14 protein-coding genes are annotated in these 14,797 nt (G+C 70.8%); 5 read left to right on the top strand and 9 right to left on the bottom strand.

Annotation, left to right across the window (positions count from 1 at the left end; genetic code table 11):
* Positions 1 to 45: 45 nt before the first annotated feature.
* A complete protein-coding gene (locus tag ABIC53_RS13640) occupies positions 46 to 1,191 on the bottom strand; it encodes a serine hydrolase domain-containing protein (protein WP_240309756.1) in 1,146 nt (381 codons plus the stop codon).
* Between the two features lie 180 nt (positions 1,192 to 1,371).
* Here ABIC53_RS13640 and ABIC53_RS13635 point away from each other — a divergent pair, with 180 nt between their 5' ends.
* Entirely contained in the window at positions 1,372 to 1,680 is a 309-nt protein-coding gene (locus tag ABIC53_RS13635; RefSeq protein WP_274179474.1) for a DUF2470 domain-containing protein, read from the top strand.
* A gap of 71 nt (positions 1,681 to 1,751) precedes the next feature.
* Positions 1,752 to 2,429: a biliverdin-producing heme oxygenase gene (locus ABIC53_RS13630; protein WP_354451876.1), complete on the top strand. Its 678-nt coding sequence runs from the start codon at positions 1,752 to 1,754 to the stop codon at positions 2,427 to 2,429.
* Positions 2,430 to 2,438: 9 nt separating this feature from the next.
* Here the strand turns inward: ABIC53_RS13630 and ABIC53_RS13625 are convergent, their stop codons facing one another.
* Complete coding sequence (locus tag ABIC53_RS13625; protein WP_112617618.1) at positions 2,439 to 3,818, bottom strand: ATP-dependent DNA helicase; 1,380 nt, start codon at positions 3,816 to 3,818, stop codon at positions 2,439 to 2,441.
* Between the two features lie 42 nt (positions 3,819 to 3,860).
* Here ABIC53_RS13625 and ABIC53_RS13620 point away from each other — a divergent pair, with 42 nt between their 5' ends.
* A complete protein-coding gene (locus tag ABIC53_RS13620) occupies positions 3,861 to 4,988 on the top strand; it encodes a hypothetical protein (RefSeq protein ID WP_269268302.1) in 1,128 nt (375 codons plus the stop codon).
* Positions 4,989 to 4,994: 6 nt separating this feature from the next.
* Here the strand turns inward: ABIC53_RS13620 and ABIC53_RS13615 are convergent, their stop codons facing one another.
* From ABIC53_RS13615 to rpmB, 7 genes are all read right to left on the bottom strand, one after another.
* On the bottom strand, positions 4,995 to 6,971 hold the full coding sequence (locus ABIC53_RS13615; RefSeq protein WP_112617617.1) for a bifunctional copper resistance protein CopD/cytochrome c oxidase assembly protein: 1,977 nt from the start codon (positions 6,969 to 6,971) through the stop codon (positions 4,995 to 4,997).
* A gap of 121 nt (positions 6,972 to 7,092) precedes the next feature.
* Entirely contained in the window at positions 7,093 to 7,380 is a 288-nt protein-coding gene (locus ABIC53_RS13610) for an HU family DNA-binding protein (protein WP_036304753.1), read from the bottom strand.
* 211 nt (positions 7,381 to 7,591) lie between these two features.
* Entirely contained in the window at positions 7,592 to 8,743 is a 1,152-nt protein-coding gene (locus tag ABIC53_RS13605; protein WP_354451873.1) for an alpha/beta hydrolase, read from the bottom strand.
* A gap of 2 nt (positions 8,744 to 8,745) precedes the next feature.
* Positions 8,746 to 8,874: a hypothetical protein gene (locus tag ABIC53_RS13600; protein WP_258524735.1), complete on the bottom strand. Its 129-nt coding sequence runs from the start codon at positions 8,872 to 8,874 to the stop codon at positions 8,746 to 8,748.
* Between the two features lie 171 nt (positions 8,875 to 9,045).
* Positions 9,046 to 9,351, bottom strand: a complete 306-nt coding sequence (gene rpsN, locus ABIC53_RS13595; RefSeq protein ID WP_112617610.1) for a 30S ribosomal protein S14 — start codon at positions 9,349 to 9,351, stop codon at positions 9,046 to 9,048.
* 4 nt (positions 9,352 to 9,355) lie between these two features.
* Positions 9,356 to 9,526 (bottom strand): 50S ribosomal protein L33, encoded by a 171-nt coding sequence (gene rpmG / locus ABIC53_RS13590; protein ID WP_005051772.1) that lies wholly within the window; start codon positions 9,524 to 9,526, stop codon positions 9,356 to 9,358.
* Entirely contained in the window at positions 9,526 to 9,762 is a 237-nt protein-coding gene (gene rpmB / locus ABIC53_RS13585; RefSeq protein WP_005051771.1) for a 50S ribosomal protein L28, read from the bottom strand. Before rpmB ends, rpmG begins: the two co-directional genes overlap by 1 nt.
* Positions 9,763 to 9,995: 233 nt before the next feature.
* Here rpmB and ABIC53_RS13580 point away from each other — a divergent pair, with 233 nt between their 5' ends.
* Both ABIC53_RS13580 and ABIC53_RS13575 read left to right on the top strand, forming a co-directional pair.
* On the top strand, positions 9,996 to 13,004 hold the full coding sequence (locus ABIC53_RS13580; RefSeq protein ID WP_354451868.1) for a DEAD/DEAH box helicase family protein: 3,009 nt from the start codon (positions 9,996 to 9,998) through the stop codon (positions 13,002 to 13,004).
* Between the two features lie 151 nt (positions 13,005 to 13,155).
* Positions 13,156 to 14,682: an HNH endonuclease signature motif containing protein gene (locus tag ABIC53_RS13575; RefSeq protein WP_274179477.1), complete on the top strand. Its 1,527-nt coding sequence runs from the start codon at positions 13,156 to 13,158 to the stop codon at positions 14,680 to 14,682.
* Positions 14,683 to 14,797: the final 115 nt, after the last annotated feature.

Below are 14,797 nucleotides of genomic sequence, written 5' to 3'. Positions count from 1 at the left end.
ACGCCGGCGACATCCTCCGACGTTCGCGAGGCAGCGCGGCCGCGGTCAGGGAAGCGGGCAGATCGCGACCGAGGCGAGGTCGCCGTCCATCTGCTCGGGCGTCCAAGGCAGACCCGCCGGTGGGGCGGTCTCTCCCGAGGCGGCGGGCGCCTTCGACGCGATCGCGGCGAGCTCCCATCCGAGCACGCGGATCGCCTCGGCCGAGGCGCGGGAGTTGTTCAGCACGGCGACGACGGTCAGGCCCGTCTCACGGTCGGCGAAAGCCGCGGTCTGATACCCGGGGATCGAGCCGTACTGGCCGATGAGGGTGCCCGCCTGGTACGCGCCGCCGTCGACGGTGTACCAGGTCGGAACGCCCTCTCCGACCGGGATGGGCGAGCCGAACCGCTGGTCGTCGTCGAACGAGCGCAGGCCGGTTGCGAGTGCGCGCGCGTACCGCCCCAGGTCCGCGGCCGTCGTGACGACGCCCGACGACGTGAATCCAGCCGAGGGAGACCACGCGGTGAGGTCGGCAGCCGTCGCGCAATCGGGCGCACCCTCGGGGGTCAGCACCGACTGCGTGCCGTGCAGGCCGACGTCGGCCTGCCGATCCGGCAGCGACGATCCGCCCATGCCGAGGGGCTCGAAGACGTAGCGCTGGAACAGCTCCGCGGCGGTGCTGTTCGCGGCCCGCTCGAGAGCCATGCCGAGGAGGACATATCCGGCGTCCGAGTTGGCGAACGACGTGCCGCCCGTCGGGCCCGAGGCGGCCAGCCCGTAGGCGAGGAGTTCATGCGGAGCCCACGGACGCGCGGGATTCGCTTCCCACCTGGCCTGCAGACGCGGCTGGTACGACCCGAGTCCCGATGTGCTGTCGCAGAGCTGCTCGAGGGTCACGACCGGGGTGGCGGGGAATCCGACGATCCACTCCGTCACGGGGTCATCGAGCTCGACGGTGCCGTCTGCGGCCATGCCGTAGAGCACGTCGCACGTCATCGCGCGCGTGACCGGGCCGGCTTTGAAGGAGTCGTCTGCGGTGACCTCGGTTCCGTCGGGGTTGGTGCCGAAGCCGGCCACCCACTCGCCCGACCACGGCACCCAGACGCCGGCGATCGCGCCGGCCGAGCCGGTCATCGCCATTGCGCGCTCGACCGCGGCGGTGAGCTGCGCCTGCGTGTCGCCACCGATCTCGCCGTCGACCTGCGGGGGCATCTCGACACTGCTGACGCTCGCCGGAGCGCACGCCGAAAGACCGAGCGCGAGCGCGACCGCAACGGCGATCCCTGCGCTTCGACGGCGTCGAGTCGCACGCATTCCTGAGCCACCCCCCGAGATGTATGCCTCCAGTGAAGCACACCGCTCCTGTGGAACCTGCGAACCTAGGGTGGACGCATGACACACGCTTTCGACGCCGACGCCATCTCGGGTGTGCTCGGTCACATGAACGACGATCACCGCGCCGACAATCTCCTCATCGTGCGCGCGTTCGGCGAACCGGATGCCGCGGCGGCGACGATGACGTTCTTCGACGGCGATGGCGGGGATTGGCAGGCGATTCGGGCCGACGGCGGCACCCGGGAGCTCCGAGTGGCCTGGCCCGGTGGCCCGATCACGGAGCGTCGCGAGGTGCGCCGGGAGATCGTCGCGCTCTACGACGCCGCCTGCGAGCGCCTCGGTGTGGAGCCGCGCCCGCACGACTGAGCGTTACGAAGTCGTTAAGAGCTCGACGAAAAACCTTCAGGTTAGCTGTACCTAAGTGCTATCGTCGGGCCATGCTCGAACCGATCCCGTTCTCGACCGCTCTGCGCGAGCGGTCCAGCTCTGCGCACTCCGGCAGCGAGGGCGCCGGCTTCATGTCCGACCTCATGCGCGGCAAGGGCACGCGCGACGACTACGTCGCCCTGGTCGCGCAGCATTGGTTCATCTACGCAGCGCTCGAGGGCGCGGCATCCCGCATGGCGGCCGACCCGGTCGCCGCTCCGTTCATCAGCGAGAAGCTCACCCGGCTTCCCGCCCTCGAGGCCGACCTCGAGTTCCTCATCGGCCCGGACTGGCGCGAGCGGATCACTCCGCTGCCGACCACCGAGCAGTATGTCGCCCGCATCGACGAGGTCGGGGCCACCTGGGCTGGCGGCTTCGTCGCGCATCACTACACCCGGTACCTGGGCGACCTGTCGGGCGGGCTGTTCATCGGCAAGCTCATGGCCCGCCAGTTCGGGTTCGAGACCAACGGCATCGGGTTCTACATCTTCGGCGACATCGCCGATCCGGCCGCGTTCAAAGAGCGCTATCGCGAGCAGCTCGATGCCGCGCCGTGGGACGAGGCCGAGCAGCAGCGGGTGATCGACGAGGTGCTCGTCGCCTACCAGTTCAACACCGACCTGTTCACCGACCTCGCGCGGGCGAAGGACGCGGCCGCAGCGGCATCCGGGGCCTCCGTCGTGGCGTGACCCTGCCGGTCACATGCCGGCCGCGCGGACGGCGGCCATGAACCGCCGTACGTCGTGATCGACGAGGATGTCGCTGGGCCGGAGCGGCCGCGACAGGTAGAGCCCGTCGAGCGAGGTCAGGCGTGAGAGCGCCACGTAAGTCTGCCCCGGCGCGAAGGCACCCGATCCGAGGTCGACGATCGCGCGGTCGTAGGTCTTGCCCTGAGACTTGTGGATCGTCACAGCCCACGCCAGCCGCAGCGGGAACTGCGTGAACTCCGCGACGATCTCGCGCGTCAGCTTGCGCGAGCCGGGATCGTAGGCGTAGCGGAACCTCTCCCACACCGCGGGCTCGACGTCGTGCTCCTCGCCGTCGAGCTCGACGCGCACCGACGACCCCGCGATGCGGGTGACGGTGCCGATCGAGCCGTTCACCCAGCGGGGGCCGTCGCCGGCGTACCCCGCGACGTCGTTGCGGAGGAACATCACCTGCGCACCGACCTTCAGCTGCAGCTCGGGGTCGGCCGGGTACGACGTCTCGCCGCGGCCGAAGTCGCCGCTCACGTCGGCCTTCGCCGTCTGCACCGGGCCGGTGAGCGCGTCGAGGTGACGCTGGTTGATGCGGTTGACGGCGTCGTTGCGCGTGGCGAGCGTGATCACGGGAGGCTCGTCGCCGGTGGGCGGCGGCGGCGTGCGGGCTCCCGCCGCATTGAGCGCCGCGGCGATGTCGGCCGTGACGACGCCGTACCGCACGGCGTTCAGCATCTCCTTGAAGCCCGGGTCGGCCTGACGGTGGATCTCCCCCAGCTCCGCAATGTGCAGCGGGGCGCCGACCCGTCCGAGATCGAGCAGTCCGTCCGAGCGGATGGCGCCGGCCTCCGCCTTGGGCCCCGCCCACACCTGCGCGTCGAAGAACCAGAACGACCGGTAGTGGTCGCGGATGTATTTCAGCTCGTCGCCGCGGGGCGGCACCGGCGACAGCTGATACGGATCACCGAACATGACGATCTGCACACCGCCGAACGCCTCGGAGCGCCGTCGGCGCGCCTGCCGGAGCGACCGGTCGATCGCATCCATCACGTCGGCGTTGACCATCGAGATCTCGTCGATGACGAGCGTGTCGATCGCGTTCAGGATGCGGCGGGTCGGCTCGGACTGCTCCAGCTCGCTGTCGGCGACGAGACCGATCGGCAGCCGGAAGAGGGAGTGGATCGTCTGACCCTCGACGTTGAGTGCGGCGACCCCCGTCGGCGCGCAGATCGCGATCTGCTTGTCGGTGTTCCACGCCAGGTGCTGCAGCAGCGTCGACTTGCCGGTGCCCGCGCGTCCGGTGACGAAGACGTGGTCTCGGGTCGTCTCGATGCGTCGGAACAGCGCCTCCTGCTCAGCGGAGAGAGGCGGCAAGGTCACCGATTCATGGTAGCCACAGGTGAGCCTTCCTAGACTTGTGCTGTGCACGAGGCGCAGACGACTCCGGACGCCGCGATCGGCGACGATGAGTCGAGCGCGCCCGAAAGCGTGCGACGAACCGGACAGGGCCGGCGACGGGGCCGGCGACGCCTTGCTTTCGACCTCACCGCGATCGGGCTCCTCTCGGTGCTCGCCCTCGGCGCGCTCGGCGTCGGCGGTGTCGCGGTGTACCGCACGCTCTACAGCCCTGCGGCCTTCGTCGAGCGCTACCTGTCGCTGCTGAGCAGCGGCAGCGCCGCCGATGCGCTGCGACTGCCCGGCGTCGCCATGGACTCCGCCGAGCTCGCCGCGGCGGAGCTGCCGTCGACGACATCCGAGGTGCTGCTGCGCCGCGCTGCCCTCGCGCCGCTGTCCGAGGTCTCGGTCATCGGTGAGCGCGTCCGCGGTGACGTGACCGAGATCACCGTCACCTACCTCGCGAACGGTCATCGCGGCCGCACCCAGTTCGACGTCGAGCAGGACGGCTGGATCGGCGTCGCCCCGGCCTGGCGCTTCGCGCACAGCCCGCTCTCGGCGATCGACCTCACGGTGCGAGGAGCCACGCGGTTCTCCGTCAACGGCTTCGAGCTCGATACCCGGCAGGTCGCGCCCGAGGGCGTAGATGCCGACCCGCTCGTGCCCGTGTCGATGCTCGTGTTCTCTCCCGGCGCCTACTCCATCTCGGTCGACACCCCGACGGCACAGACGCCCGGAGTGGCCGTGCTCTCGGATGCCCCGCAGAAATCCGTGCCGGTCGATCTGCAGACCGAGCCCACGCCGGAGTTCATCGAGGTCGTGCAAGACCGCGTCGACGAGTTCCTCGCCTCCTGCGCGACCCAGCAGGTGCTGCAGCCGACGGGATGCCCGTTCGGCTACTTCGTCCGCAACCGCGTCGAGGGCGCCCCGCAGTGGTCGATCGCGCAGAACCCCGAGATCGAGGTCGTGCCCGACGGCGCGCAGTGGGCGATCCCGAGCACCCGCGCCGTCGCCCACATCGACGTCGACATCCGCTCGATCTACGACGGACGACTCAACGAGGTCTCGGAGGACGTCGAGTTCTTCCTGACCGGCAAGATCACGATCCTCCCCGACGGCACGGCATCCATCCAGGTGTCGGCCGACCAGGGCTGATCGGCGTCAGCGGCTGCGCGCGGCGTCTCGGCGGGCCAGCTCGGCGAGGCGCTCGTTGTACTCGTCGAGCTCGGTGTCGCCGGCTCGCTCGACCTGCCGGTCACGGCGGCGCTGCATCCGGTCGTCCGAGCGGCTCCACTGGATCGCGACCGTGATCGCGAGGATCAGCGTCGGGATCTCACCGACCGACCAGGCGACACCACCGCCGATGTACTGGTCCTCGAGCGGTGTCGGCCCCCACATGCGGCCCATCGAGCCGAACCACTCCGCGGCGAACAGGCCGGACGACATCATGATCGCCATGCCGAAGAAGGCGTGGGTCGCCATGACCGCGATGAGCGTGAGGAGGCGGAAGGGGTACGGCAGACGGTAGGGCACGGGGTCGATGCCGATGAGCGACAGCACGAACAGGTAGCCCGAGATCAGGAAGTGGGCGACCATCCACTCGTGCCCGATGTGGTCGTACAGCGTCCAGCGGAACAGGTCGGTGTAGTAGAAGACCCAGAGCGAGCCGACGAACATGACCGCGGCGAACGCCGGGTGGGTGACGACGCGCGAGAACGGGGTGTGAACGGCCCAGAGGATCCACTCGCGACCGCCGCGCGACCCGTCGTCCCGCTTGCGGATCGCGCGTGCGGCCAAGGTCACGGGAGCGCCCGCGACGAGGCACAGCGGGATGGCCATCGAGAGCAGCATGTGCCCGATCATGTGCAGGCTGAACAGGTAGTCCTGGTAGGCGTTGATGGGTCCGCTCGTGACCCATGCCAGCAGGAGCAATCCGAACACCCACAGCACGGTGCGGTACAGCGGCCAGCGGTCGCCGCGCTTGCGCAGGCGCCACACTCCGGCCAGGTAGAAGAAGAGACCGAACCCGACGGCGAAGACCCAGAGCAGGTCGACATCCCACATCGTGAACCAGCGGTCGATCGTCAGCTCGGGAGGCAGGACGGTGCCGGTCAGGATCTGGGCGGGCGTCTGCTGCTCGGGCAGGGTCGTGTCGACGGGCGGAGGGGTGCGGGCGAGGGCCGCGGCCGCGCCGCTCGCGATGCCCATGAAGACGATCTCGACGGTCACGAGCAGCCAGAACACCCGGGCGGCGCCCGACGAGGCGAGCTTGGTGATGAGCCGCCCGCGGTACGAGGCGCCCAGCACGCCCATGGCGATGAGGGCGACGACCTTGAGCAGCAGCAGCGCCCCGTAGGGGGAGAACAGGTTGGCGGGCGAGAGGATCGCGACGGCGGCGCGGACCGTTCCCGAGACCGCGACCACGATGAAGGCCGCGAGGGCGATGCTGGAGTACCGGGACACGACGGCGACCATGTCGGCACGGTCGACGACGGGCCGGATGATCACGAGCAGCAGCAGACCGCCGAGCCAGACGGCGGCGGCGACGATGTGCAGGGCGAGCGCGGTGACCGCGATGTTGTGGTTCGCCTCTTCGCCCGAGTGCCCCTGCGTCGCCATCGGGATGAGGGATGCGGCGGCGAGGATGCCGACGATCAGCGTCGAGGTCCAGCCGCGGACGGCGAACGTCAGCACCGTCAGCACCGCGCCCGCGATCGTCGTCAGCAGCCAGGCGCGGCCGGCCTCGGTGTCGACGAGGAACCGGCCGAGCTGCTGGCCGAACTCCGCGCTCGCGCTCGGAGCTGCGCCCAGGAGGTTCAGGAAGGTGAAGAACGCGGTGCCGGCGCTCGCGACGGTGAAGACCGCCGCCGAGATCGACGCGGTGTCGAGGGCCGTGTCGAACGGGCGCTCGCCCGCGCGCAGGGCGAACAGCGCCACGACGAGGGAACCGACCATGCCGGCTGCCGCCAGATTGACGACGAGCTTGATGATCGGCAGGCCCCAGCGCACGACCGGTCCCGGGTCGAGCAGCTGCAGCGGTGCGGCGCCGCCTCCGGCCGCGAGGCCGATGAGGACGACGATGAGAGCCGACACAGCGAGGATCGCCGGTCCGGCGAGACGCTGCGCTCGGGATTCCACCCCACCAGCCTACGGCGGCCGGGAGGTCTGAGCCTCGCAGGCGCGAGGTCCCCGGCGGGCGGGGCGGGAACGACGGAGGGGGACGCCGTGTCGGCATCCCCCTCCGGTGAATCGTCGTCGATTACTTGACGGCGGCCTTCAGCTTCGAGCCGGCGGTCACCTTGACGCGCTTGCCCGCGGCGATCTTGATCTCCTCGCCGGTCTGCGGGTTGCGGCCGGTGCGAGCCGCGGTGTCGACCTGCTCGAAGGCGATCCAGCCCGGGATCGAGACCTTGCTGCCCTTGGCGACGGCCTCGGAGACGGTCGTGAAGAGCGAGTCGAGCACGCCCGAGACGGCGGCCTGGCTCTGACCGGTGGCGCTGGCGATGCTCGCGACGAGCTCGGTCTTGGTGATGGACTTGTCAGCCATAGGGTTGTCCTCCAGACGGCGGACGACGGACGCGCCGCCGACAGCGTGGGTGGTTCCCGGGGGACTCGCGTCCCACGGTTGGTCGTTCGACCGGTCCCGAATATACGCGGATTCCGCGGAATTTCGCGGATTTACCGGCTTCGGGCGCCGCTTTCACCCGGCGTGTCGCCCGTTTTCGGGGCGCGTGGGACGGATGTGACGTTCGCGGGGGTCAGATCCGCCGGAGGGCGGCGACGACCTCCGCCTCCCAGCGACGCGCGGCGGGAAGTGCTCCGACGAAGATCGGGGTGTCGTGCGTGACGCCCAGGTACCGGGTCGCACTCGCCGCCACGCCGGCGCGGCGAAGCTTCGCGGCATAGGCCGCACCGTCGCCGCGCAACGGGTCGTACTCGGCCGTGAGGATGACCGCCGGCGGCAGGTCGGCGAGCGAATCGGCGCGCATCGGCGACGCGTACGACTCGTGCGCGCGCGAGCGGTCGCCGAGGTACGTGCGGGCGACCGAGACGAGCTCGCGCAGCGCGATGAAGGCCGGGATGCCGAGCGCGTAGGTCGCGCGCAGATCGATGAACCGCCCGGTGAGGTCGGTCACCGGCACCTCGAGGATCTGCACGGCGACCGGCAGCCGCGCACGGTCGCGGTTCATGAGCGTCAGCACGGCGGCGATGTTCCCGCCCGCGGACGACCCCGAGATGCCGACGCGGTCCGGGTCGATGCCGAGCGTCGCCGCCTCGTCGTGCAGCCACTCCCACGCGGCGTACGCCTGCTCGATCTGGGTCGGATAGCGATGCTCGGGCGCGAGCGAGTAGTCGACCGCGATCAGCACGACCCCGGATGCCTCGGCACGGCGTCGGCACGCGGCATCCGCCGTCGGGTAGTCGATGCCGCCGATACGGAACGCCCCGCCGCCGAAGACGAGGCACGCCGGCGCAGGCTGTCCCTCGGCCACGGTGCTCGGACGGTAGACCCGGACGCGCACGTCGGGGTATCCGGCCACGGGGACGACGTGCTCGGACGTGGCGATCCCGGGTCCCGGTGTACCGACCGTGCGGAGCTCCTGGCGGTCCCAGGCGAGCGCCGCCTTGCGGTGACGCTCGCGCAGGGTGAGCGGGCGCTTGCCGGCGGGCTTGGCGGGAGCCGGGGTCGGCGCGGGGGTCGGCGCGGGCTCGGGGCGCGCCGCTGATGCGGATGCTGCCGCCGCGGACGTCGCCGCGGGCGCGGTGCCCGGCACGCCCTCGGCGGCGGGAGACCGCGGCATCCGCGGCATCCGCTCGGCCACCGCCGACGTGACCGACCGCCAGGCCTGACGCAGGAGGTACCGCCGGTGCGTGCGCAGCCGCTCGGCGAAGAACGGATCGAGCGGCATGGTCAGTCTCCGTCCGTTCGCCCGGTGCGCTCGTCGAGCTCGCGCAGCCGCCGGAGCTTCGACCACGGCACGAAGACGATCCACATCACCGACGCGATCGCGCCACCCATGATCATCGAGCTGACGTCCATCCTCCGACCGTAGCCGCTGTCACGGACGCCCGTTCCCGTGGACGGCACGGCTCTTCCCCGAGGAGGCGTCGCGCGGGAACGACGAAGCCCCCGTCCCGACGAATCGGTACGGGGGCTTCGGTGCTCTACGCGGGTTGGCTTACCAGCTCGAGGTGCTTTACGCGGGCTGGCTTACCAGCTCGACTTGGTCACACCGGGCAGCTCGCCCTTGTGCGCCATGTCGCGGAAGCGAACGCGCGAGATGCCGAACTTCGAGAGGTGGCCACGGGGGCGACCGTCGATGGCGTCACGCTTGCGGATGCGGACCGGCGACGCGTTGCGCGGGAGCTTCTGCAGGCCGACGCGGGCAGCCTCGCGGGCCTCGTCGGTCGCGTTCGGGTCGACGAGGGTCTTCTTCAGCTCGGCACGCTTCTCGGCGTAGCGGGCGACGACCTCTTCACGCTGGTTGTTGCGCGCGATCTTGCTCTTCTTAGCCATGAGATCAGCGCTCCTCTCGGAATTCGACGTGCTTGCGGATCACCGGGTCGTACTTCTTGAGCACGATGCGGTCGGGGTTGTTGCGACGGTTCTTACGCGTCACGTAGGTGTACCCCGTACCGGCGGTCGAACGGAGCTTGATGATCGGACGTACGTCCTGAGCCTTCTTCGCCATTAGAGCTTCACACCCTTCGCGATGAGGTCCTTGACGACCGACTCGATGCCGCGGGCGTCGATGACCTTGATGCCCTTAGCCGACACGTTCAGCGTGATCTTGCGACCGAGCGAAGGAACGTAGTAGGTCTTCTTCTGCACGTTCGGGTCGAAGCGACGCTTCGTCCGGCGGTGCGAGTGCGAGATGTTGTGACCGAAGCCGGGAACTGCTCCGGTCACCTGGCACACTGCTGCCATAGTGATTCTCCTTAGTACCGTGACACCGGACGGTGCCACCCAAGATCCCTTGTCTGCACCCGCGCCTCATCCGGCCGTTTCGGGCCTGTGATGGGGAGTGGGTACGTACTGCGTGCTGGAGTGCGCGCAGACAAACAGTCAGTCTAGCACGCGGCGGCGTGTCGCCTTGACCGGGCGGGCGGCCGGAGGAGACCCGCCGATGCCGCGTCGGCACGGTCTGCCATACTGCCGCTATGTCGCCGGAGGTCGAGGCTCCCCTTCGGCGCTGGCTCTTCGACGGACGGTTGCGGCACTATCAGGCCGACGTGCTCGAACGGGTCGACCCCTCCGGCTCCGGTCCGCTGCACATCGTCGCTCCGCCCGGTTCGGGCAAGACCCTGCTCGGGCTCCTGCTCGCGATGCGGCGCGGGACGCGGACCCTCGTCCTCGCCCCGACGATCACCATTCGCGACCAGTGGGCCGCCGAGGCGCGGCGGCTGGCCCCCGAGGCCGGCGCCGTCTCGACCACGAGCGAAGCCCCGGGCGAACTGACGGCGCTGACATACCAGTCGCTGAGCGTGCTCGACGGCGAGAATCCCCTCGCAGCGCTCGCCCACGAGCGCTGGCTGCGCGAACTCGAGGCGGACGGCCGGTCGACGGATGCGGCATCCGCCTGGCTCGACGCTCTGCGCTCGGGCAACCACCGCGCGTACGCCGCCGGGATAGCCCGGCGCTCGCGCACGCTGCGACGCCGCATCGCCCAGGAGGACCCGGGCGCCCTGTCGCGCGCACTGCACCCCAATGCTCGCGCGCTGATCGAGAGCCTCGTCGACCACGGCGTCGACACCGTCGTCCTCGACGAGTGCCATCACCTGCTCGACCACTGGGCGCTCGTCGTCGCGGCTCTGGTGGCACGGCTGCGCGACGCGGGCAGGTCTCCGCTCGTGGTCGGCCTGACCGCGACGCTCCCCTCGCCCGACGACGGCAACGCGTACGACAACTACACCTCGCTCCTCGGCGAGGTCGACTACGAGGTGCCGATCCCTGCGGTCGTCCGCGAGGGCAATCTCGCCCCGTACCGCGAGTACGCGCGGTTCGTCGAGCCGACGACGGACGAGCTCGCGTTCCTGTCGGGCGCCGCCACCGGCCTCGCCGTGCTCATCCGCTCGACCTTCGCCCACGGCGACGGGGCCGCACATCTCATCGGGATGCTCCAGCCTCCGGCCGAGCGCAAGGCCGGCGCGGATGCGGAAGGCGACGCCGAGACGCCGGGGCCGGCGCTCTCTCCCCCGCCGCCGGCCTCATCCGCACGCGCGGCGCCGAACGACGCCGACATCCGCCTCGCACGAGCCTTCGCCGACGATTTCGCGGGCGCCGAGGCTGCGGCGGCGATGCTCGCGACCGTCCATCCTGACCATCCACTCGTCGCACGCCTGCCGACCGCAGCGCGACGAAAGCCGACGACGGAGGAGTCGCTGCGACTGCTGGGCCGTTTCGCGCTCGACCGCGTGCTGCCCGACCCGGCCGCCCGAGACCGGTGGGATCGGATCCGGTCGGCACTCGCCGACTTCGGCTTCTCGCTGACCGACCGTGGCCTGCGCCGCACGCGCGACCCCATCGACACGATGCTGGCGTCATCGCTGTCGAAGGACCGCGCGGTGTGCGACATCCTCCGCCTCGAACGCGACCGGATGGGCACGCGCTTGCGCGCACTGGTCGTGTCCGATTTCAGCGAGCACGGCAACCGCCACGGTGGACTCGTCAGCCGCGCGGGCGCGTTGCGGACCTTCGACGTCCTGGCGACGGATGCCGCGACCGCCGACCTGCGCGGTGCCCTGGTCACCGGATCGACGACGCGCATCGCGACGCGTCACGCCGGTTCGTTGGCTGAAGCGTGGACGGCGGCCCTGAGCACCGAGGTGGCGACCGCGCCCGTCGCCGAGAATCCGGCGGTGACCGAGATCTCCGCGCCCGGCGTCGGTGCCGCGGGCTTCGTCCGTGCCGCCGCGACCCTGCTGAGCCGTGGCCAGCTCGATGTCGTCGTCGGCACCCGCGGCCTCTTCGGCGAGGGGTGGGACTGTCCCGCGGTGAACACGCTCATCGATCTGTCATCGGTGGCGACAGCCCCCGCGACACAGCAGCTGCGCGGGCGCGCGCTACGCCTCGACCCCGACTGGCCCGAGAAGGTCTCGCACATCTGGACGGTCACCGCGTTGCTCCCGCCCTCGTCGCCGATCGACGCGGCCCCGGACCTCTCGCGACTGCGGCGCAAACAGGCGCGGCTGTGGGGCGTGCACCGCGACGATCCCCGCCGCATCGTCCGCGGGCTCGCCGGCGCCCTGACGGCCGAGCAGCGACGCCTGCTCGGGTCGGGTTCTCTCCCATCGGCGGACGAGCTCGATTCCCTGACGGTCGTCGAGCCGCGAGAGCTCTCGCGGGCGTCATGGCAGATCGGAACGGGCTATCTGGACCGGGAGTCGACGGAGACCGTCATCGTCCGGCGCGCCGCCGACCCCACCTTCCGAACGCGGCGCCGAGCGGATGCCGTGCTCGGGGCCGGCACGGCAACGGCGGGCATCGTCGCCGCGGCGGCGCTCGCGCTCATGGTCGCCGGCGTGGTCGGCGCGGTCGGCGTGGCCGGGGTCGCGGCCGGGGCGGTGGCGCTGACCGGCGCCGTGGCCGCCGGTGCGCCGGTCGCTCGCGCCTGGTGGCGCTCCCGTCGAGCCCACGCTGAGGCGCCGGAGCTGTATCGCCGCATCGCGCGCACCGTCGTGGCCGCATTGCAGCGCGCGGGACGCATCGGCGACCGGGCGACGCCGGAGGTGATCGTCGAGCGACCGACGGATGCCGGCGGCTTCCAGCACCTCGAACTGCGCCTGACCCATGCCACCCTCGCCGAGCAGCACGTCTTCGCCGGCGCGATGTCGGAGCTGCTCGGACCGATACGCACGCCGCGATTCCTGCTGCAGGTGGATGCCGGCGGCCGGTCGCCACTCGTACGGTGGCTGCTGAAGCGCGCCCGTGTTGGGAGCGGTGCGCGCGGCGGGGGTGGCGGGCAGGGCCGGTCGCAGTTCTTGGCCGTGCCCGCGTCGTTCGGCATGGCCGGCGGGCGTCTGCGCTCCTTCGCGGAGGATTGGCAGCGGACCGTCGGTCCGTGCACGCTCCATTTCGTCGACAGCCCGGAAGCACTCGCCCTCCTGGCAGAGGCTCGTCGCGGGGGCGCGGTGGCGGGCGATCTCGCCGTCATCGAACGCTGGGACTGACGCGGTGGAGCACTCTGACGCGGTGCACGTTTTGGCGCGGTGGCGGGCTCGGGCACGGTGCATTGTCGGGCTGACCGTGCGGGTTCGGGGCCCCGCGCGCGTCTGTGGAGAGTCGGGGCGCGATGTCGGGGGCCCGTGGCAACATTAGAACATGCATTCGAATGACGAACTCGGCAGCGGGATGGGCAGCGACAGCGATGTCGATGCCCTGGCGGTGCTGGTCGCGGATGCCGAGGGCGCGGCGGATGCTGCGCGGTTGGCGCAGATCCGTGAGGTTCGGGTGCTTGCCGCGGCCGGGGTGCTGGCTGAGAGGCAGGCCGCGGGTGCGTCGGAGAAGGTCAAGGCGCGCGAGATGGCGCTGCGCGGGATCGCCGCGGAGCTGGCCGGGGTGTTCATCGCGACCGACCGGACGTTGCAGCGACGCATCGATGAAGCCCGTGATCTCGTCGAGAACTACCCCGTGACGATGGCCGCGTGGGAGGACGGGCGCATCGTCCGCGGGCATGTGCGGGTGATCCAGGAGGTCGGATGCATCGTGCCCGCGGAGGGACGGGCGGAGTTCGAGCGGGTCGCGATTGAGCGGTGCGCGGGCGAAACACCGAATCGGGTGCGGGACGGGCTGCGGATGCTGGCCGAGCGGATGCATCCGCGGACGTTCACCGAACGCCATGAAGAGGCCGCGGCGGGGCGGTGTGTGTGGGTGCAGGCCGGGGCGGATGGGATGTCGGACCTGATCGCGACGCTGCCGACCGTGATCGCCGACGGAATCGTGGACCGGCTGACGCGGCAGGCGCGGGAGATCATCAACGCGCGGGCCCAGGCTGACGCGGCAGGTGGCGGCGCTGACGCTCGAGCCGACGCCCCTGACGCTCAAGCCGAGGCGCCTGGCGTTCGAGCCGACACCAACGGCGGCGCGCCCGGCGCCGACACGACGATTCGCGACGGGTCGTCGTTCGTCGACGATGCCCGCACCATCGACCAAGTCCGCGCCGACGTGTTCAGTGACCTCCTCCTCGCGGGGACGCCCGCCCTCGACCCGACTGGCACCGGTGACGGCGACGGAACGCTCGGGGCGATCCGCGCGCACGTGCAGGTCGCGGTGTCGGCACTGACGCTCATGGGACAGGACGACGGGCCGGCCGACCTCGCGGGGCGCTCCCCCATCGATGCCGCGACCGCCCGCGAGCTCGCCGGCAACGCGACCTCCTGGGACCGGCTTCTCACCCACCCGGTCACCGGGACGGTGCTCGAGTGCGACAGCTACCGGCCCACCGCGGCCATGGTGCGGCTGCTGCGAGCCCGAGACCGGCACTGCCGGTTCCCCGGATGCCGGCAACCCGCCATCCGCTGCGAACTCGACCACACCATCGCCGCATCCGACGGCGGCGCGACGCACGTGTGCAACCTCGCCAACCTCTGCAAACGCCATCACGACGTCAAACACCACACCCGATGGCGAGTCCAACAACTCGCGGGCGGAAGGCTGATCTGGACATCACCCACCGGACGGATCTATCGCGAAGACGCACCACCACCCCTCGTCGCATTCACGGTCGCCTTCACCGCGGCGAGTCCACCCGATGGACGGGACGATCAACAACCGCCCGGCGCGCCCTCCCCACCACCGCGATCACCGGGTCGCCTCGATACGCCTCCGGGATCTGCGCCGCCGTTCTGACGGGGTTCGCCCCTCACCCCGTGCTGCAGCGACGCACCCCTCGAGGTCACGCCTCGACCGCGAGCCGCGTTCCCACGTTGCCCTTACGTCTGCGGTCGTCAGTGGTCCGCGATCA

Origin of the sequence: Microbacterium sp. 1262 (genome assembly GCF_040544895.1) — a bacterium.
Classification (GTDB): Bacteria; Actinomycetota; Actinomycetes; order Actinomycetales; family Microbacteriaceae; genus Microbacterium; species Microbacterium plantarum.
Note: the sequence above shows the minus strand (reverse complement) of the source record. Positions and strands in the feature narration are given on the sequence as shown.